Genomic DNA, 18,391 nt, shown 5'->3' on the forward strand with positions numbered 1-18,391 from the left:
CTACCTGCAGCGGCTTGAGCGCGAGCTTGCGGCCCGCTCCTTCACCGGTGCGCTCCGCCTRATGCATTCGGCCGGCGGCCTCGTCTCGCCCGAGACGGCGCGCACCTTCCCGATCCGCCTGCTGGAGAGYGGCCCGGCCGGCGGCGGCCTCGCCACGGCCCTGTTCGGCGAACTCGCCGGCCATAAGGACGTGATCTCCTTCGATATGGGCGGCACCACCGCCAAGGCCTGTATGATCGAGGACGGCCGCGCCGAGATCGCGCCGATGCTGGAAGCCGGCCGCGTCAACCGTTTCGCCAAGGGCTCCGGCCTGCCGATCAAGGCGCCCGTCATCGACATGATCGAGATCGGCGCCGGCGGCGGCTCGATTGCGGCGATCGACGAGGTCGGCCTGCTCAAGGTCGGCCCGCATTCGGCCGGCTCCGATCCCGGTCCGGCCTGCTACGGCATGGGCGGCACCAAGCCGACCGTGACCGACGCCAATCTCGTGCTCGGCTATTACGATCCCGGCTTCTTCCTGGGCGGACGCATGGCGCTCGACCTTGAGGCGGCGCGCAAGGCCGTCTCGACCGTCGCTGCGCCGCTCGGCCTTTCGATCGAGGAAGCCGCCTGGGGCATCCACAAGGTCGTGGTCGAGAGCATGGGCGCTGCCGCCCGCGTCCATCTCGTCGAGAAGGGCAAGGACCCCCGCCATTACGCCATGGTCGGCTTCGGCGGAGCGGGTCCGGCCCATGCCGTCGAYGTCGCCCGCGTGCTCGGCGTCAAGCAGGTCATCATCCCGCCGGCCTCGGGTGCGGCCTCCGCGCTCGGCTTCCTCGCCGCGCCGCTCTCCTTCGACATGGTGCGCTCGTTGCCGGTCGAGTTCTCCGAAGGCTTCGATGCGGCTGCCGTCAATGCCGTTCTCCGCGATCTCGAAGTCGAAGGCCGCAAGCACCTGACCGAGGCCGGCGTGAAGTCCGGCGACGTCACGGTCGAGCGCACGGCCGATATGCGCCTCGTCGGCCAGATGCACGACATTTCCGTGCCGCTGCCGGGCGGCACCATCGATGCGTCGAGCCTCGACGCCATCCGCGCGGCGTTCAGCAAGGCTTATTCCGCCCGCTACACCTCGGTCTACGAAGGCGCCCGGCTGGAGGCGATCAATTTCCGCGTCCGCTGCGCCGGCCCGGTGCCGACGCTCTCGCTCTCGGGCGCGGCCGGTGGCGGCGATGCCAAGAACAAGATCAAGGGCACCCGCAAGGCCTGGTTCGAAGGCGGTTGGAGCGAGGCGACCGTCTATGACCGATACGCCCTGCGCTCCGGCGACACCGTCACGGGGCCGGCGATCATCGAGGAGCGTGAGGCGACCACCATCGTCCCGCCCGGCGACAGTGTCGCCATCGACGATGTCCTGAACCTCATCGTCCATGTCGCCCAGCCGAATGCGGCCGAGACGACGATCACCGCCGATATGCCGCTGGCGGAGGCCGCGCGCCGGATCGAGGCCGATCCGATCTCGCTCGAGATCATGTGGAGCCGCATGATCAACGTCGTCGAGGAGATGTGGCTGACGGTCTGCCGCACCGCCTTCTCGCTGGTGATCTCGGAAGCGCAGGATTTCGCCTGCGAACTGCTCGACCCCGAAGGCGAGACGCTGGCGCATTCGCCCCGTGCGATGCCGGTGTTCAACCTGACGCTGCCGCGCGCGGTCAAGGCGCTCCTGGAGCGCTACCCGGCCGACACGCTGAAGCCCGGCGACGTGCTGATCRCCAACGATCCCTGGCTCTGCGCCGGCCATCTCTTCGACATCGCGGTGGTGACGCCGGTCTTCCTCGGCAACCGCGTCGTCGGGCTGATGGGCACGGTCGGCCATGTCTCGGATATCGGCGGCACCAAGGATTCGCTCCGGGCCCGCGAGATCTACGAGGAGGGCTTCCAGATCCCGCCGATGAAGCTCTACGAGGCCGGCCGGATCAACGAGACGCTGGTGCGCCTGCTGGCCGAGAACGTGCGCAATTCCGAGCAGGTGCTCGGCGACCTCCACTCCTTCGTCGCGGCCAACGCCATCGGCGCCGAGCGCTTGCAGTCCTTCCTCACCGATTACGGCATGCAGGACCTGAGGGCGCTCGCCCATGTCGTGCAGAGCCGTTCCGAGAAGGCGATGCGCGACGCCATCCGCGCCATTCCGGACGGCATCTATCACGGCACCGCCTCGAACAACCCGCTGGGCACGCCGATGCATTATCCGCTGGCGCTGACGGTGAAGGACGACACGATCCATCTCGACTTCGCCGGAGCGCCACCGCAGCTGCCGCAGGGCGGGCTCAACTGCACGCTCAACTACACGATGGCGCATGCGACYTATCCGCTGAAATGCATGCTGACGCCGAATGTCCGCGGCAATGCCGGCTGCTAYCGCGCCTTCWCGRTCGASGCSCCGAWGGGCTCGATCCTGAACTGCGACAAGCCGCTGGCGGTGAACCTGCGCACCCGCACCGGCTGGTATCTCGCCCCGAACATCTTCCGCGCTTTGTCGGAAGCAGCGCCGAAGCAGGTCCAGGCCTTCACCGGCCTGCCGGTGGCGGCGAGYGTCTATGGCCGGGACYMGGCSGGYGAYACCTATTCCGACATGCTYTTCKKCGGCGGCGGCCAGGGCGGCTCGGCCCAGGGCGACGGCAAGTCCGGCCTGCTCTACCCGACCTCCGCCGCGAACACCTCGATCGAGACCTTCGAATCGCGGGTGCCGGTGCTGGTGGTCGAGAAGGCCTATCTCACCGATTCCGGCGGCGCCGGTCAGCATCGCGGCGGCCTCGGCCAGCGTGTGCGGCTGCGCAAGCTTTCGGATGACGGATTGCCGACGCTGGTCTCGCTCTATCCGGAGGGTGTCAACAACCCGATTCCCGGCCTGTTCGGCGGCAAGGCCGGTGGCGGGGCTTCCGGCCGGGTGATCGACGAGCAGGGCCATGTCCTGAAGGACGTCGGCACCGGCGAGCTCGTCCAGGTCCGCCAGCCGCAGGAGATCGTCGAGCTCGTGCTCGCTGGTGGCGCCGGCTACGGCCCGGCCTCCGAGCGCTCGCGGGAGGCGATCGCCCGCGACATCGCGCTGGGGCTGGTCTCTCCGGATGCGGCCAAGCGCGATTACGGCGTGCAGGGAGCGCATGCCACGCAGGATGTGGGCGAGGCCAAGGCCGGCATCCTTGTTGCCTGACGGCAGACATCGAGATTGACAACAGCCCGACAGGGGCAATGAGGGGACTGAGGCATGACACACCAAAACAACGGAGTGCCTCAGCGGCACCCGAGTCTGTTCGAGCCGGCGACACTGGCGTTGATCGCCATTCTCTGCGTCTTCGGCTCGATCATCGGCATGCAGCTTCTGGTGTCGCTCGGCATCACCGCGAACACCTCACTGATCGGTGCGCTGGCGGCGATGGCACTGGCGCGGGTGCCGCTTGCCATGTTCGCCCGCTACCGCTCGATCCATGTGCAGAACCTGGCTCAGAGCGCGATCTCCTCGGCCACCTTCGGCGCTGCGAACAGCCTGCTCCTGCCGGTCGGCATTCCCTGGCTGCTCAATCGGCCGGATCTGGTGCTGCCGATGCTGGCCGGCGCCTTCTTCGCCATGCTGCTCGACGGCTATCTGCTCTACCGGATGTTCGATTCCCGCGTCTTCCCCGCCCAGGGCGCCTGGCCGCCGGGCGTCGCCGCCGCCGAGGCGATCAAGGCCGGCGACGAGGGCGGGCGGAAGGCGGCGCTGATGGGCGTCGGCTTCCTCACCGGCGTGGTCGTCTCCTTCGTCAAGGTTCCGCTGGCCTGGATCGGCTTCGCCGGCTCGACGGCGGTGAGCGGCATTCCGATGTCGGCCTTCGGCGTCGCCTTCATCGGCAATGTCTGGGCGCTGACGATGTTCGGCATCGGCCTGCTGCTGCGCGGCTATTCCGGCCAGCTCTTCGGCGGCCCGCTCTTCGAGACCATCATCCCCAAGGGGGATCTGATGGCCGCCTATATTCCGCACGGCTTCATGATCGGCGCCGGCCTCGTCGCCCTGATCCAGGTCGGAATGCTGCTCTTCAAGCGCGGCGAGACATCCGGGGCTGCCAAAGAGGGCGTCACCGACACCGAAGTCCGCCGGGCGCTCGGCCTCGGCACCATCGGCTATCTCGTCATCGCGGTCTTCATCGCGCTGGTCGGCGGGCTGATCAGCGACATGTCGATCGGCATGCTCATCCTGTTCGTGCTCTACGCCGCCTTCGCGGCCTATGTGCATGARYTGATCGTCGGCCTCGCCGCGATGCATTCCGGCTGGTTCCCGGCCTTTGCGGTGGCGCTGATTACGCTGATCATCGGCATGCTGATCGGCTTCCCGATGCCGGCGCTGGCGCTGCTGGTCGGCTTCTCGGCGGCGACCGGCCCGGCTTTCGCCGATATGGGCTACGACCTCAAGGCCGGCTACATCCTGCGCGGCCACGGCGTCGATCCGGCCTTCGAGCGCGAAGGCCGCCGCCAGCAGCTCTTCGCCGCGATGTTCGCCTTCGTCATCGCCGGCATCGTGGTGCTGTTCTCCTACCAGTCCTATTTCGACCGGAACCTCGTGGCGCCCGTCGACAAGGTCTATGCCGCGACGATCAAGGCCGGCGTGGCGCCGGGCGTCGCCTGGCAGTTGTTCCTCTGGGCCATCCCCGGCGCGATCCTGCAGTTCATCGGCGGGCCGAAGCGGCAGATCGGCGTGCTCTTCGCCACCGGCCTGCTGATCAGCTTTCCGATGGCGGGCTGGGCGGTGCTGGCGGGCATCGTCTGCCGGCTGATCTGGGAGAAGCTGCGCGGCGACAGCGGCGAGGGCGACATGGAGGTCTTTGCCGCCGGCATCATCGCCGGCGACGCGATCTTCTCGTTCTTCGATTCGGTCATCAAGAACGTCACCAAGCCCTGACCAAAACAGGCCCCGGGACCAGCATCCCGGGGCCTTTCGCGTCCGGAAGAGGATCATCGCCATGGGCAAGCTTGGAACGCTCACCATCGGGCAGGCGCCGCGCGCCGACATCACCCCGATTCTGGATGCGGTGCTGGACGCCGGTCTTCCGCGCATCCATGCCGGCGTGCTCGATGGCCTCAGCCGCGATGAGATCGCGCGGGATTTCACCCCGCTTCCCGGCAAGGCCCCGCTGATCACCCGCCTGCTGGACGGCTCCTCGGTCGTGATCGATCGCGCCCGCACGGAAGCTGCCGCCCAGCACAAGCTCGACGCTCTGGAAGCCGCGGGCTGCACCACCATCCTGATGTTGTGCACCGGGCATTTCGAGAAGCTTTCGACCCGAAAGGCCCGCTTCCTCGAGCCCGACCGCATCCTGCCGCCGACGGTGGCGGCGCTGGCGCGGGGCGCGCGACTCGGCATCATCGTGCCGCTCGTCGAGCAGATCGACAGCGAGGCCGGCAAATGGGCCGGTCTCGATCCGGCGCCGCTCTACGCGGCCGCCTCGCCCTATCGAGGCGATCTCGACGCCGTCGCCGTCGCCGCTCGGGACCTCCGCCACCGGGGTGCGGAAATCCTGCTGATGGATTGCATGGGCTTCGTCGAAAGCCATCGGCGGGCGGCCGCGGCGGCCGGTTTGCCGGTCATTCTATCGAACAGCCTGGTGTCCAAGCTCGTCTCGGAATTGGTCTGAGTCGAAGCCTGCTGTGCTTCGACAGCCTCCGCCGCCGATGCTCGGGCTTGACCGGAGCATCGGCGATGATGTCCGGAGCCGGCCAGGCTTATGCCAGTCGATCGCGCATTGAGCCCGCATGCTCGCCGGCCGACGTCATGTGAGGTGTTTTGCTCTTCGAGAGCCGGCTGGTGCTGCCAGAGAGGATTGAACTCTCGACCTCTCCCTTACCAAGGGAGTGCTCTACCACTGAGCTACGGCAGCAAGATCGTCAGCCAAGTCGCGCTGGGTCGTCCCGGAGGGCGGCTGCGGCGCGGCATCGTTGCGAAGCGGCGCCCTGATGCCATAAGCGCGGGGCGGACGCAACCCGCTCTCTCAATCCGGCAGCAATAACCGTGGATCAATTCGGAAAAGACGGCCGTCGCCGATGAGATGCGCGCTGAGCCGCCCGCCGAACAACGGCCGGAAAGCGGCGTCCCGCAGGTTGAGGCCGCCGGCATAGGCGCCCATTGCCGGCATCACGCAGCGGCGCGTTGACAGGGCGAAGCAGCGCCGCCGGACCGCCCGCCCGCGCATCCTGACCTTGGCGGCAGGGTGCAGATGCCCGGCGATCTCGTAGCCGTTCTCGGCCGGATCGGGCTCATGGCGCAGCGTCACGCCGGCGAGGCTGATCTCTGCCGCGCTTTCGCCGCCGACGCGGTGGCTGATCGACGGGTCATGATTGCCGGTGATCCAGAGCCAGTCGCGGCCTTGCTGCAGCAGGTGCAGCGCAGCGAGCGTCTGCGGTGCGAGCCGCTCCTCGGCCTGCCGGTCGTGGAAGGAGTCGCCGAGCGCGATCACGCGCGCCGGCTGATGGCGCAGGATCGCGTGGCCAAGTGCGGCCAGTGTCGCGCTCGAATCATAGGGCGGCAGCATCACGCCGCGCGCCGCATAGGCCGAGCCTTTTTCCAGATGCAGGTCCGCGACGACGAGCGTGCGCTCCTCCGGCAGCCAGAGCGCGCCCGAAATGTCCGGCACGAGCGCGAGCCGGCCCAGCATGAAGGCCTCGCCCGTTGTCGCCAGCGCTCTGTCTGGTCCTGGCGCGGCAACCGTCACGCCATCGCCTCTTCCGTCAGCATCGCCTCTGCCTCCGCCAGGATCTCGTCGGCCGCCTCGCCGAAGACCGCCTCGCGCCCGATCTCGAGCATCACGGAGACGCCGAGCGGCGAGACATGGTCGAGCGGCTGATGCACGATTCGGCCGCTGATCCGTGTCAGCATCTCACCAAGCCGGCGAATGTCGAGCAGGCCCGTCGCCGCATCGGCCCGCGCCGCCTTGAGCAGGATATGGTCGGGCTCGTGCCGGCGCAGCACGTCGTAGACGAGATCGGTCGAGATCGTCACCTGCCGGCCGCTCTTCTCCTGGCCGGGATAGCGCCGCTCGATCAAGCCGCCGATGATCGCGCAGGAGCGGAAGGTGCGCTTCATCAGGGCCGATTCCGCCATCCACTCCTCGAGATCGTCGCCGAGCATGTCCTGCGCGAACAGGTCGTCGAGATCGAGTGCGCCGCGGGCGATCGCCGCCGTCATGTCGCCGAGCGTCCAGCAGGCCATGCCGTAATCGTTGCAGACGAAGCCGAGCGGGCGCATCCGGGCGCGCTCCAAACGGCGCGTCAACAGCATCCCGAGCGTCTGGTGGGCGAGGCGGCCTTCGAAGGGGTAGGCGACGAGATAGAAGCGGCCGCCGCGCGGGAAGGTCTCGACCAGCAATTCGCCGGGCTTTGGCAGCCGCGATTTCAGCTTCTGCGCATGCAGCCAGGCGGAAACCTCCTCCGGCAGCGTATGCCAGAGGTTCGGTGAGGCCAGGATGGCGCGCACGCGTTCGGCCAGGAAGGTCGAGAGCGGAAACTTGCCGCCGTCATAGGAGGGGATTTTCGGATCGGTGCCGGCGGCGGCGCGCGAGCAGATCGCTTCGTTCTCGACGATGCCCTCGAAGCGCAGGACTTCGCCGGCGAAGACGAAGGTGTCGCCCGGCACCATGGTCTCGGCGAAATACTCCTCGATCTCGCCGAGCACGCGGCCACCGCGGGTGATCATGCCGGGCTGTCCAGGCCTGCCGGCGCGCGCCCGGCCGAGCCTGACCTTCAGCATGGTCGCCTCGACGATGGTGCCGACATTCATCCGGTATTGCTGGATGACGCGGGCATGGCTGGCGCGCCAGAGACCGGTCTTGTCCTGCCGGAGCTTGGCGAAACGCTCATAGCTCTTCAGAGCATAGCCGCCGGTCGCGACGAAATTGACGACCGCGTCGAAATCCGCGCGGGCAAGCCCGGCGTAAGGCGAAGCTGTGAGGACTTCCTCATAGAGCGCATCCGCCTGGAAGCCGTCCGAGCAGGCGACGCCGAGCACATGCTGGGCGAGCACGTCGAGCGCGCCGATGCGCGGCGGCGGGGTGTCCTGCGCGGCCTCGTGGACGGCCTCCAGCGCGGCGCGGCACTCCAGCAGCTCGAAACGGTTGGAGGGCACCAGCAGCGCCTCGGAGGGCTCGTCCATGCGATGGTTGGAGCGGCCGATGCGCTGGATCAGGCGGCTCGCCCCCTTCGGTGCGCCGAGATTGACGACGAGGTCGACATCGCCCCAGTCGATGCCGAGATCGAGCGTCGCGGTGCAGACCACGGCCTTGAGCCGCCCATCCGCCATCGCGGCCTCGACCTTGCGGCGCTGCTGGGCGTCGAGCGAGCCGTGATGCAGCGCGATCGGCAGATTGTCGTCGTTGAGGTTCCACAGCGCCTGGAAGGCGAATTCCGCCTGCATGCGCGTGTTGACGAAGACCAGCGTCAGCTTGTGCGTGCGGATCGCCTCGTAGACCTCGGCCATCGCGTGCAGGGTGGTATGGCCGGCGATCGGCAGGCGCCGCTGCGTATCGAGGATGCCGATGCGCGGCTTCGCCCCGCCCGCGACCGTGACGAGCCCGGCCGGCGTCTCGCTGCCGCCGAGATAGCGCTGGAGATCGGCGGGCTCGCGCACCGTCGCCGAGAGGCCGACGGCGGAAACCTGAGGCGCCAGCGCCTTCAGCCGCGCGAGATCGAGCGAAAGCAGGTCGCCGCGCTTGGAGGTGACGAGCGCGTGCAACTCGTCGAGCACGATGCGGCGCAAGGATGAGAAGAACGGCGCGGCGTCGCGATGGGAGACGAGCAGCGCGAGCTGCTCCGGCGTCGTCAGCAGGATATCGGGTGGGCGCTGGATCTGGCGTGTGCGCTTGGCGGCGGAGGTGTCGCCGGTGCGCGTCTCGATCGTGATCGGCAGTTCCATCTCGCGCACGGGCGCTTCGAGATTGCGGGCGATGTCGACGGCGAGCGCCTTCAGCGGCGAGATGTAGAGCGTGTGCAACCCGTCATGCCGGCCGCCGCGCTCTGCGAGCTCGACCAGCGAAGGCAGGAAGCCGGCGAGCGTCTTGCCGGCGCCGGTCGGCGCCACCAGCAGCGTCGAGCGCCCGGCGCGTGCCTCTTCCAGCAAGGCGAGCTGATGCGGCCGCACGCTCCAGCCGCGGCTGGCGAACCAGGCCTCGAAGGCGGGAGGGAGCGGGGAGGGCGCGGCCATGTCGGCCGAAGATAGGGGGTGGCACAGGAGAACGAAAGGAGAATAACGCGTTGTGGCGGCTCGTCGCCGATTCGCGATCAGGGGCCTACGAGCTGCCCCCCATCGACAACAACGGTCTGGGCCGTGACCCAGCTGGCCTTGTCGGAGGCAAGGAAGAGCGCGACCGCGGCGACCTCCTCGGGCTTTCCCATGCGGCCGAAGGGGATGTTGGCCAGCGTCGCCTGATAGAGCTCGGGATTCGATGTCTTTCGATCTTCCCAAGAGCCGCCTGGGAATTCGATCGAGCCCGGCGCGACGCAATTGACCCGAATGCCTTTCCGCGACAGCATCTTCGCTTGGCTGGCGGTGTAATGCATGACCGCCGCCTTGATCGCGCCGTAAGGTGCCGAGCGCGACGAGGCTCGCAGAGCCGAGATCGACGAAATATTGACGATCGACGAACCCGGTTTCATGTGCGGGATGGCTGCATGGCTCCCGCGGACGACCGCCATCATGTCGATGTTGAAGGACGCGGCCCAACCCTCGTCGTCATCCGAATGGCCGAAGCCCGATGCGTTGTTGACCAGGATGTCGAGACCGCCGAGAGCCTTCACTGCCTCCGGCACATAGGTCGCGATCGCCTCCGCGTCGGCGAGGTCGACACAGGCGGCGTGAGCCGTGACTCCGAGCGCCTCGATCTCCCGGCGCGTCGCTTCCAGCGGCCCCGCKCCCCGGGCGCAGATCGAAACGGACGCGCCGCCTGCTGCAAAGCCCAGCGCGATGGAGCGCCCGATGCCACGGCTGCCACCCATCACGATCACGCGCTTGCCGGTGAATTCCTTGGCCATGCGGGCACCCCCATTGAGACGAATGTGTGAATGTCCCTATTGCTCAGGCGAAAGCCGCCGCTTCAAGGGCCGTCAATGTGTATACGGAGTTGCACGGCCTGCGGGCGAGGATGCCCGTCTTCGGGCGATCCGCTTTCGCGAGATTCTGCGCCTGCCCACCATCCGGTAGGTGAAATTGGCGCGATCCGCTTGTTCTGCCGGCCGGGAAATGCCGGGGGCATCCCCGGCGGGATGCCTTCACCGCCGCTCCGCCACGACCAGCAGCCCCGGCACGGGCACGCCGCGATCCTGCCGCGTGCTGGGGGGCTCGACGAGTAGGGGGGTAAGCCCCGCTTCCCCCAGCCGCTCCCGCAGCCAGCCTTCCGCATGCGCGAACCGCCGATCCTCGCCGACGACCACGCCCTCGCCCGCATGACTCTGCACCGTGAAGGCGAAGAGCCCGCCGGTCGGCAGCACCCGCGCGCTCTGGGCGAAGCTCGGCGCGAGTTCGCCGAGATAGACGAAGACGTCCGCCGCGATCACCAGATCGGCCGACTGGTCCGGGCGGCTCGCCAGGAAGGCGGTCAGCCCGGCGACGGCGAGCTTGTCGTAGAGCGGCGCGCCATCCTCCCGCGTCTTGACCTGGGCCCGCGCGATCATGCGCGGCGAGAGATCGCAGCCAGCGAGGAAACCGCTCTCGGTGCGGATCGCCTCGCCCATCAGCCCGGTGCCGCAGCCGAGATCGTAGACGGTGTCGAACCGGAAGGGCCGCGCGGCGTTGTCGCAGCAGCGCCGCAGCGCATCCTTCAGCAGAGCAGGGGCATTGTAGTGCAGGGTCTGGGTCAGGTGGCTGTCGAAGCGCTCGGCGTAACCGTCGAACAGAGCGCCGGAGAAATTCTCCGAGGTCGCCTCCTCGGCCGGCATGGCGCCGATGCGGGCGAGGTCGAGCCTGGCGCCGAAATGGTCGTTGGGGTCGAGGTCGAGGCATTGTCGCCAGGCCGTGGCGGCGTCCTCCCTGTGCCCGAGCGCCTCCTTGGCGAGGCCGTAGAGATGCCAGGCAGCGGTAAAGTGATAGGCCCCGGCCAAGGTCTGGTCGAGGATCTCGACGGCCGCTTGCGCGTCGCCCTCCTTGAGCGCGGCTTCCGCCCATGCGTAGCGTCGGTCGAGCATCGGATCGCCGGAGCTGGAATGATGCGTGGTCTGGCCGGTCTCGCTCATGCCAGCCGGTCTAGCCGAGGAGAATGACACTGGCCAGACAAAGCCCGCGCTGGCGCCCCGCCGAATTGCTCGTGCCGACCCCGGCCGGGCTCTTCTGCCCGCYGGCYGACATTCATATCGATCCGGTKCGCCCGGTGSCGCGKGCGCTTATCACCCATGGCCATTCCGACCATGCTCGTGCCGGCCACGGCTGCGTGCTGGCGACGCGCGAGACGCTGGCGATCATGGCGCTGCGCTATGGCGAGGGGTTCGCCGGTTCGCAGCAGGTCGCGGTGCCTGGAGAGGTGGTCCGCATCGGCGAGGTCGATTTCACCTTCGTTCCCGCCGGCCATGTCCTYGGCTCSGCCCAGATCGTGGTCGAAAGCCGCGGCCTGCGGATCGTCGTCTCCGGCGACTACAAGCGCGAGCGCGATCCGACCTGCGCGCCGTTCGAGCCGGTGCCCTGCGACATCTTCATCACCGAGGCGACCTTCGGCCTGCCGGTCTTCCGCCATCCGCCGGCCGATGGCGAGGTCGGGAAGCTCCTGGAATCCGTCAGGCTCTTCCCTGAGCGGACGCATATCGTCGGCGCCTATTCGCTCGGCAAGGCGCAGCGCGTCATGGCCTTGATCCGCGAGGCCGGATACGAAAAGTCGATCTACATCCATGGTGCCGTCGAGACGATCACCGAATTCTATCAAGCGGAAGGCATCCCGCTCGGCGAGATCCGCCTGGTCGCGAGTACGGACCGCAAGACGCTCGGTGGCGAGATCGTCATCTGCCCGCCCAGCGCGACACAGGACCTCTGGGCGCGACGCTTCCCCGACCCGGTCACCGCCTTCGCCTCGGGCTGGATGCGGATCAGGGCGCGTGCGCGCCAGAAGGGCGTCGAGTTGCCGCTGGTGATCTCCGACCATGCCGATTGGGACGATTTGCTGGCGACGATCCGCGAGGTTCGGGCCGGCGAGATCTGGGTCACCCATGGCGAGGCCGAGGCGCTCGTCCACTGGTGCGGCACGGCGGGCCTCAAGGCCAAGCCGCTGCATCTCGTCGGCTATGGCGACGAGGGCGAGGCGGAGTCGGAAGGGGAGGCAGCCGATGCGCCGGTGGCGTGAAAACGAGGGCTGGGAGCGTGAATCAGCGCGCCGAGGCGACGACCGGGCGGCTCGGCGCGGCCATGCCGACGAGCGCATTCGCCATGTCGCGGGCGAGGCAGTCATAGCCCGCATCGCTCATATGGAAGCCGTCGCTCCACAGCGCCGCCTTGAAGGCCTCGGCATCGCTGTCGTGCCATTCCCGCATCGTCTGGTAACGGCTGAAGACCGGCACGGCCTCGCGCCGCGCGACATCGCCGACAGCCGCGACGAAGCGCTTGTAATTGTCGGAGTCGCGCACCGTGGGGAAGAACTGCGGGTCGAGGATGGCGAGAGGGGTGTTCGCCTGCTTCACCAGCCGGATGCCCTCGCGGACCATGCCGCGGAAGGCCTCGAGATCGCCGCCCTTGACGGCGTCGTTGGTGCCGACCTGCCAGATCACCAGATCGTAATGGCGCCCGGCCAGCGCGGTTTCGAGGCGCGCGAGCGTCTGCGGCGCGGTCTCGCCGCCAATGCCGGCATTGACGATCTCGACCGGCGCCTTCGACCAGGCCTTGCCGAGCAAAGCCTGAAGACGGGCGGGATAGGTCTTGTCCTTGGCGCTGGCGCCGATCCCCTCGGTCGAGGAGGAGCCGATGGCGAGGATGGTGAGCGGGCGCCCTTGCGCGACCTTGTCGGCCAGCGGCGCGAGAACCGCGCGCGACTGGATGATCGGCGTCTCGCGGCAGGAGAAGCCGGCTGCCTGGGCAGGGGCTCCGACCGAAAGCGTGGCAGCGATGACGGCAGGCAAGGCAAGAAACCGCATCGCGGCACGCATTGGCGTCTGTCTCCTGGCTACACTGCTGCCGTTAAGGTTTGCTTCATGAACGGTATCTGAACGATGCGCTGCAAGAAGCATGCAACGATTCGATGTGGCGATGCGGTGACACCATGAATCGCTTCGCCTGGCTGCTCGACCGCCTCGCCTATGAGCCGCGCCGCAACGCTAAGCTCGCGCTGATCGCCGATTATCTGCGCACCACGCCCGACCCCGATCGCGGCTATGCGCTGGCGGCGATGACGGGCGGGCTCGTCTTCCGCAACGCCAAGGCCGGGCTGATCCGCGCGCTGATCGCCGAGCGCACCGACCCGGTGCTGTTCGCGCTGTCCTATGACTATGTCGGCGATCTCTCGGAGACGGTCGCACTGATGTGGCCGGCCCGGCATGGCACTAACGCGGTGCCGCATCTGCCCGAGGTCGTCGAGAGTCTGCGCGAGGCCGGCAAGACCGACCTGCCGCGCCTCGTCGCCTCCTGGCTCGACGCGCTCGACGAGACCGGCCGCTGGGCGCTGCTCAAGCTCATCACCGGCGCCTTGCGGATCGGCGTCTCGGCCCGCCTCGCCAAGACGGCGGCGGCGAGCCTCGGCGGCGTGCCGGCCGACGAGGTCGAGCAGGTCTGGCACGGGCTGGAGCCGCCCTATGCCGAGCTCTTCGCCTGGCTGGAGGGCCGGGGTGCGCGGCCGGAGGCGCGCGATCCCGCACCGTTCCGCCCGGTCATGCTCTCGCATCCGATCGAGGACGGCGATTTCGACAAGCTCGACCCGGCCGAATTCTCAGCCGAGTGGAAATGGGACGGTATCCGCGTCCAGGCCGCCAGCGGCCGGCGCGGTGACGGAAGCCGCGTGACCCGGCTCTATTCCCGCACCGGAGAGGATATCGCCAACGCCTTTCCCGATCTCGTCGAGGAGTTGACGCAGGATGGCGCGCTTGACGGCGAGTTGCTGGTGATGCGCGAGAGCGCGGTCCAGAGCTTCAACACCTTGCAGCAGCGGCTCAACCGCAAGACCGTCACAGTGAAGATGCTGGGCGAATTCCCTGCCCATATCCGCGTCTATGATCTGCTGGTCGATGGCGAGGAGGATATCCGCCACCTGCCCTTCGAGGAGCGGCGCAAGCGGCTGGAGGCCTTCCTGTCGCGGCTTGCCAGCCCGCGCTTCGATCTCTCGCCGCTGATCCCCTTCGGGTCATGGCAGGAACTGACGACGGCCCGCGCCGATCCGGCCTCGGCCGGGGCGGGCGCCGATGCGGAAGCGGTCGAGGGCTGCATGATCAAGCGGCGCGACTCGCCTTATCTGCCGGGCCGGCCCAAGGGCTATTGGTGGAAATGGAAGCGCGATGCCCGGCTGGTCGACTGCGTGCTGATGTACGCCCAGCGCGGCCACGGCAAGCGCTCTTCCTTCTATTCCGACTACACCTTCGGCGTCTGGCGGGTGGGCGAGGAGGGCGGTCTCGAGCTGGTGCCGGTCGGCAAGGCCTATTTCGGTTTCACCGACGAGGAACTGCTCGAGATCGACAAATATGTCCGCAAGAACACGCTGAACCGCTTCGGCCCGGTGCGGGAGGTGGTGCACACGGCTGAAAGCGGCCTCGTCTTCGAGGTTGCTTTCGAGGGCTTGCAGCGCTCGACGCGGCACAAATCCGGGCTCGCCATGCGCTTTCCCCGCATCAACCGCATCCGCTGGGACAAGCCGCCTGGTGAGGCCGACCATATCGAGGTGCTGGAAGCGCTATTGCCGACCAATGGCTGACGGCGGATGGGTTGCGCCCATGCGCTGGCAATGCTTGTGATCCGCCTCGCGCCTGAGGCAAAATAGAAGAGTCGCAACCACAGGGTCGCAATAAGGACAATACGGAGTGGCGCGATGAGCAAGCAGCCTTCGACACGGATCGTCATCGCGGACGACCACCCGCTGTTTCGCGGGGCGCTGCGACAGGCCGTCTCGCACGCCATTGCGGGCGCGGAGGTCAGCGAGGTCGGCTCGCTCGAAGCCCTGACCGAGGCGCTGGCGAGCGGCGGCGATGCCGATCTCGTCCTGCTCGATCTGACCATGCCGGGCGTCCAGGGCTTCTCCGGCCTGCTTTTCCTGCGGGCCGACCATCCCGAGATCCCGGTCATCGTCGTCTCGGCCAATGACGACCCGGCGGTGATCCGCCGCTGCATCGAGTTCGGGGCGCTCGGCTTCCTCCCCAAGACGGCCGATGTCGCCCAGATGGGCGAGGCGATCCGCGCCGTGCTCGACGGCGGCGTCTGGACCCCGCCCGGCGTCGATCTCGCAGCCCCCGTCGATGCCGAGGTGGCCGACATGGTCCGCCGCCTCTCGACGCTGACGCCACAGCAGGTGCGCGTGCTGATGATGCTGTCGGAAGGTTTGCTCAACAAGCAGATCGCCTATGAGCTCGGCGTCTCCGAGGCGACGGTGAAGGCGCATGTCTCGGCGATTCTGACCAAGCTCGACGTCGACAGCCGCACGCAGGCCGTCATCGCCGCCTCGAAGATCGCCGGCACCGCCTGGGCGACCACCGGAGCCGGTGCCTCCGCCTGAGGCTGCCGGCCCCCCTCGGGGGGGGGCTCCCGCCCGGACGCAGCGCGGCTGTGCAAACGGCGTTCAGGCGCCGTTCAAGCGCGGCGGGTTTCAGGTTAAGACAGGTGGAAAGCGCCCCGCAGATGCGGGGGCGCGTAGCAGGATGCCAGGGCTTTCATGGAACGGTTCATCGGCGGCTCGCCGCTCAGCGTCCTCGTCAGGCTGATCTTCATCTCGCTGCTCGTCGGCGCCGCCATGGCCTTTCTCGGCCTCTCGCCGCGCGGGCTCTTCGAGGCGGCCTCCCGCTTCATCCGCTCGATCACGGGGCTCGGCTTCGGCGCCATCCGCGAGGTCGGCGACTGGCTCATCGCCGGCGCGCTGGTCGTCGTGCCGCTCTGGCTGCTGATGCGGCTCTTCGCGGCTCGAAAGTAGCTGCGGCTAAAGCCCCTCGCCACGCGCGATCGCGGCAGCGTCGCGGCCGATCAGGGCGGTGAGGCGCGGCAGCCCCGCCCGGCGCGCCTGCGCGGCCAGCCCCGTCTTGATCTCCTTGACCAGCCCCGGCCCCTTGAACACCAGCGCCGAATAAAGCTGCACCAGGGTCGCGCCGGCCCGGATCTTGGCGAAGGCGGCCTCGGCCGAATCGATGCCGCCGACCCCGATCAGCGGAAACTGTCCCTCGACGCGCAGGAAGGTCTCGGCCAAGATCCTGGTCGAGGCGGCGAAGAGCGGCTTGCCGGAAAGCCCGCCGGTCTCGGCTTTCGCCGCGTTGCGCAGGCTCTGCGGCCGCGCGACGGTGGTGTTCGAGACGATCATGCCGTCGATGCCGCGCTTGCGCGCGACCGCGACCATGCCGTCGAGCTCGGGCAGCGTCAGGTCCGGCGCGATCTTGAGCAGGACCGGCGTGCGCTTGCCCCCGGCCGCGGCCTCGTCGCGGGCTGCGAGCGTACGCGCCACCAGATCGTCCAGCGCGCTCTCGGCCTGCAGGTTGCGCAGGCCCGGCGTGTTGGGCGAGGAGACGTTGATGGTGAGGAAATCGGCGAGCGGCGCGAGACGCCGCGCCAAAATCGCGTAATCTGCTTCCCGGTCGGTCGAATCCTTGTTGGCGCCGAGATTGATCCCGACGATGCCGCCGCGTCCCTGCCTGGCCGCGAGACGCCGCGCCATGGCCTCGACACCCTCGCTGTTGAAGCCGTAGCGATTGATCACGGCCTCGTCCTCGACGAGCCGGAAGACGCGCGGGCGCGGGTTGCCGGGCTGCGGCAGCGGCGTCACGCCGCCTGCCTCGACGAAGCCGAAGCCCAGCCCCAGAGCGCCGTCGATCGCCTCGGCATGCTTGTCGAAGCCGGCCGCAAGCCCGACCGGATTCGGGAAGGAGAGGCCGAAGGCTTCCATCGCCAGCACGGGGTCGTCGGGAGTGGGCTTCAGCGCCGGCGCCGCCGCCAGCGCCGCGACCGTCAGCCGGTGCGCCGCCTCCGCGTCCATCCGGTGAATCAGGGGGCGGGCGAGATGGAAGAGGCTTGCGAACATGCCGGGGTCTTTAGAGCATCCTACGCGCAGTTGGATATGGATTTTTCGCCGCAGCCGCGAGGCGGTGATGGGCTCAGATCTCGGCCGGAAGCGCGTGGCTGCCGTCGCTCTTCAACGGCAGGGGCATCACCCAGCGCACGGCCTTGGGATCGAGCTGCCCATAGAGGTGCGGAAACAGCGCGCCGCCGCGCGACGGCTCGTAGCGCAACGCGGACCCGAGCCGCGAATCCTCGACCGCGATCAGGAGCAGTCCGTCCTGTCCGGCGAAATGCTTCGCGGCGGTCTCGGCGAGTTGCGTGCCGGTCGAGAAATGGATGTAGCCATCGGCGAGATCGACGGGCGCACCCTCGAACCGGCCTTTTTCCTCGGCTTCGCGCCAGAGGGCGGCCGGGCATATCTTGTAGATCAGCGGCATCGTTGAGTCTCGCGCGAGAACGGTCAGGGACGGTATGGCCAGTGGCAGGAGCTTTCCGCAAGCCATGCCGTGAATGTGGCGAGAATCGGATTGAAATCTTATGAGATAGGGGATATTTCCTATTGCCTATCCCCGCCGAACGGCAAGAGCCATGCGAGGCCCTGAGCGATGCTGTCACATGACCAGATCTGGGGGGCGATCGACACGCTCGCCCAGCGCTATGGCTTCACCGCCTCGGGGCTGGCTCGCAAGGCCGGGCTCGACGCCACGACCTTCAACCGCTCGAAGCGCCTCGGGCCCGATGGCCGCGAGCGCTGGCCCTCGACCGAATCGATCGCCAAGATCCTGGCCGCGACCGGCGCCTCGCTCGACGAGTTCATGAGCGTGGTGCTCAAGCGCGCGCCCGCGCCGGCACGCACCATCCCGCTGATCGGCTTCGCCCAGGCCGGCTCGGGCGGCTTCTTCGACGATGGCGGCTTTCCGGCCGGCACGGGCTGGGAGGAGGTCGCCTTCCCCGGCGTGACCGACGAGAAGGCCTATGCGCTGGAGATCTCGGGCGATTCGATGCTGCCGCTCTATCGCGATGGCGACACCATCATCGTCTCGCCGACCGCGACGGTCCGGCGCGGCGACCGGGTCGTGGTCAAGACGGTGGAAGGCGAGGTGTTGGCCAAGCAGCTCAAGCGCCAGACCGCCAAGACCGTCGAACTCGCCTCGCTCAATCCGGAGCATTCCGACAGGGTGCTGAACCTCGCCGAGATCGCCTTCATGGCCCGCGTGATCTGGGCGAGCCAGTAGCGGCGGGACATCG

Annotated in this window: 15 protein-coding genes and 1 tRNA gene; 8 read left to right on the forward strand and 8 right to left on the reverse strand. The window is 68.2% G+C overall.

Features of this window, described 5'->3' with window-relative positions:
• The 3 genes from AB4Y99_RS05745 to AB4Y99_RS05755 all read left to right on the forward strand — a co-directional run.
• Positions 1 to 3,187: hydantoinase B/oxoprolinase family protein (locus tag AB4Y99_RS05745; protein ID WP_441522661.1), on the forward strand; the 3,187-nt coding region annotated here is incomplete at its 5' end.
• Between the two features lie 54 nt (positions 3,188 to 3,241).
• A complete protein-coding gene (locus tag AB4Y99_RS05750; RefSeq protein WP_051987644.1) occupies positions 3,242 to 4,909 on the forward strand; it encodes an OPT/YSL family transporter in 1,668 nt (555 codons plus the stop codon).
• Between the two features lie 61 nt (positions 4,910 to 4,970).
• Positions 4,971 to 5,642: an AroM family protein gene (locus tag AB4Y99_RS05755; RefSeq protein WP_441522662.1), complete on the forward strand. Its 672-nt coding sequence runs from the start codon at positions 4,971 to 4,973 to the stop codon at positions 5,640 to 5,642.
• Between the two features lie 168 nt (positions 5,643 to 5,810).
• Here AB4Y99_RS05755 and AB4Y99_RS05760 read toward each other — a convergent pair.
• From AB4Y99_RS05760 to AB4Y99_RS05780, 5 genes are all read right to left on the reverse strand, one after another.
• Positions 5,811 to 5,885, reverse strand: a tRNA-Thr gene (locus AB4Y99_RS05760).
• Between the two features lie 111 nt (positions 5,886 to 5,996).
• On the reverse strand, positions 5,997 to 6,659 hold the full coding sequence (gene pdeM / locus AB4Y99_RS05765) for a ligase-associated DNA damage response endonuclease PdeM (RefSeq protein ID WP_441522663.1): 663 nt from the start codon (positions 6,657 to 6,659) through the stop codon (positions 5,997 to 5,999).
• Positions 6,660 to 6,712: 53 nt separating this feature from the next.
• A complete protein-coding gene (locus AB4Y99_RS05770) occupies positions 6,713 to 9,199 on the reverse strand; it encodes a ligase-associated DNA damage response DEXH box helicase (RefSeq protein WP_441522664.1) in 2,487 nt (828 codons plus the stop codon).
• Positions 9,200 to 9,276: 77 nt separating this feature from the next.
• Positions 9,277 to 10,026, reverse strand: a complete 750-nt coding sequence (locus tag AB4Y99_RS05775; protein WP_112763060.1) for an SDR family NAD(P)-dependent oxidoreductase — start codon at positions 10,024 to 10,026, stop codon at positions 9,277 to 9,279.
• Between the two features lie 237 nt (positions 10,027 to 10,263).
• On the reverse strand, positions 10,264 to 11,223 hold the full coding sequence (locus AB4Y99_RS05780; protein ID WP_441522665.1) for a methyltransferase domain-containing protein: 960 nt from the start codon (positions 11,221 to 11,223) through the stop codon (positions 10,264 to 10,266).
• Positions 11,224 to 11,246: 23 nt separating this feature from the next.
• Here AB4Y99_RS05780 and AB4Y99_RS05785 point away from each other — a divergent pair, with 23 nt between their 5' ends.
• Positions 11,247 to 12,317 (forward strand): ligase-associated DNA damage response exonuclease, encoded by a 1,071-nt coding sequence (locus tag AB4Y99_RS05785; protein WP_441522666.1) that lies wholly within the window; start codon positions 11,247 to 11,249, stop codon positions 12,315 to 12,317.
• Positions 12,318 to 12,339: 22 nt separating this feature from the next.
• Here the strand turns inward: AB4Y99_RS05785 and AB4Y99_RS05790 are convergent, their stop codons facing one another.
• Complete coding sequence (locus tag AB4Y99_RS05790) at positions 12,340 to 13,113, reverse strand: SGNH/GDSL hydrolase family protein (RefSeq protein WP_441522667.1); 774 nt, start codon at positions 13,111 to 13,113, stop codon at positions 12,340 to 12,342.
• A 113-nt stretch (positions 13,114 to 13,226) separates the two neighbouring features.
• On the opposite strand from AB4Y99_RS05790, the gene AB4Y99_RS05795 reads away from it, so the two are divergent.
• The 3 genes from AB4Y99_RS05795 to AB4Y99_RS05805 all read left to right on the forward strand — a co-directional run bounded on the left by AB4Y99_RS05795 (position 13,227) and on the right by AB4Y99_RS05805 (position 16,070).
• A complete protein-coding gene (locus AB4Y99_RS05795; RefSeq protein ID WP_441522668.1) occupies positions 13,227 to 14,864 on the forward strand; it encodes a cisplatin damage response ATP-dependent DNA ligase in 1,638 nt (545 codons plus the stop codon).
• 114 nt (positions 14,865 to 14,978) lie between these two features.
• The gene (locus tag AB4Y99_RS05800; RefSeq protein ID WP_038360538.1) at positions 14,979 to 15,659 is read left to right on the forward strand and encodes a response regulator; all 681 of its coding nucleotides are present in this window, start codon (positions 14,979 to 14,981) and stop codon (positions 15,657 to 15,659) included.
• Positions 15,660 to 15,815: 156 nt separating this feature from the next.
• Positions 15,816 to 16,070, forward strand: coding sequence for a DUF6460 domain-containing protein (locus AB4Y99_RS05805; RefSeq protein WP_038360541.1), 255 nt, complete (start codon positions 15,816 to 15,818; stop codon positions 16,068 to 16,070).
• Positions 16,071 to 16,076: 6 nt separating this feature from the next.
• Here AB4Y99_RS05805 and AB4Y99_RS05810 read toward each other — a convergent pair whose 3' ends face one another.
• Positions 16,077 to 17,165: a quinone-dependent dihydroorotate dehydrogenase gene (locus tag AB4Y99_RS05810; RefSeq protein ID WP_441522669.1), complete on the reverse strand. Its 1,089-nt coding sequence runs from the start codon at positions 17,163 to 17,165 to the stop codon at positions 16,077 to 16,079.
• 73 nt (positions 17,166 to 17,238) lie between these two features.
• Positions 17,239 to 17,580 (reverse strand): DUF952 domain-containing protein, encoded by a 342-nt coding sequence (locus AB4Y99_RS05815; protein WP_441522670.1) that lies wholly within the window; start codon positions 17,578 to 17,580, stop codon positions 17,239 to 17,241.
• A gap of 168 nt (positions 17,581 to 17,748) precedes the next feature.
• Between AB4Y99_RS05815 and AB4Y99_RS05820 the strand changes: the two genes are divergently transcribed.
• Positions 17,749 to 18,378, forward strand: coding sequence for a S24 family peptidase (locus AB4Y99_RS05820; protein WP_038360547.1), 630 nt, complete (start codon positions 17,749 to 17,751; stop codon positions 18,376 to 18,378).
• Positions 18,379 to 18,391: the final 13 nt, after the last annotated feature.

It is taken from the genome of Allobosea sp. TAB14, from assembly GCF_052113865.1.
GTDB lineage: Bacteria > Pseudomonadota > Alphaproteobacteria > Rhizobiales > Beijerinckiaceae > Allobosea > Allobosea spartocytisi.

Coding starts and splice junctions, on each gene's coding strand:
- AB4Y99_RS05755 (WP_441522662.1), top strand. CDS start 4,971: ATGGGCAAGCTTGGAACGCTCACCATCGGGCAGGCGCCGCGCGCCGAC.
- pdeM (WP_441522663.1), bottom strand. CDS start 6,659: ATGCTGGGCCGGCTCGCGCTCGTGCCGGACATTTCGGGCGCGCTCTGG.
- AB4Y99_RS05770 (WP_441522664.1), bottom strand. CDS start 9,199: ATGGCCGCGCCCTCCCCGCTCCCTCCCGCCTTCGAGGCCTGGTTCGCC.
- AB4Y99_RS05780 (WP_441522665.1), bottom strand. CDS start 11,223: ATGAGCGAGACCGGCCAGACCACGCATCATTCCAGCTCCGGCGATCCG.
- AB4Y99_RS05790 (WP_441522667.1), bottom strand. CDS start 13,113: ATGCGTGCCGCGATGCGGTTTCTTGCCTTGCCTGCCGTCATCGCTGCC.
- AB4Y99_RS05795 (WP_441522668.1), top strand. CDS start 13,227: ATGAATCGCTTCGCCTGGCTGCTCGACCGCCTCGCCTATGAGCCGCGC.
- AB4Y99_RS05800 (WP_038360538.1), top strand. CDS start 14,979: ATGAGCAAGCAGCCTTCGACACGGATCGTCATCGCGGACGACCACCCG.
- AB4Y99_RS05805 (WP_038360541.1), top strand. CDS start 15,816: ATGGAACGGTTCATCGGCGGCTCGCCGCTCAGCGTCCTCGTCAGGCTG.
- AB4Y99_RS05810 (WP_441522669.1), bottom strand. CDS start 17,165: ATGTTCGCAAGCCTCTTCCATCTCGCCCGCCCCCTGATTCACCGGATG.
- AB4Y99_RS05815 (WP_441522670.1), bottom strand. CDS start 17,580: ATGCCGCTGATCTACAAGATATGCCCGGCCGCCCTCTGGCGCGAAGCC.
- AB4Y99_RS05820 (WP_038360547.1), top strand. CDS start 17,749: ATGCTGTCACATGACCAGATCTGGGGGGCGATCGACACGCTCGCCCAG.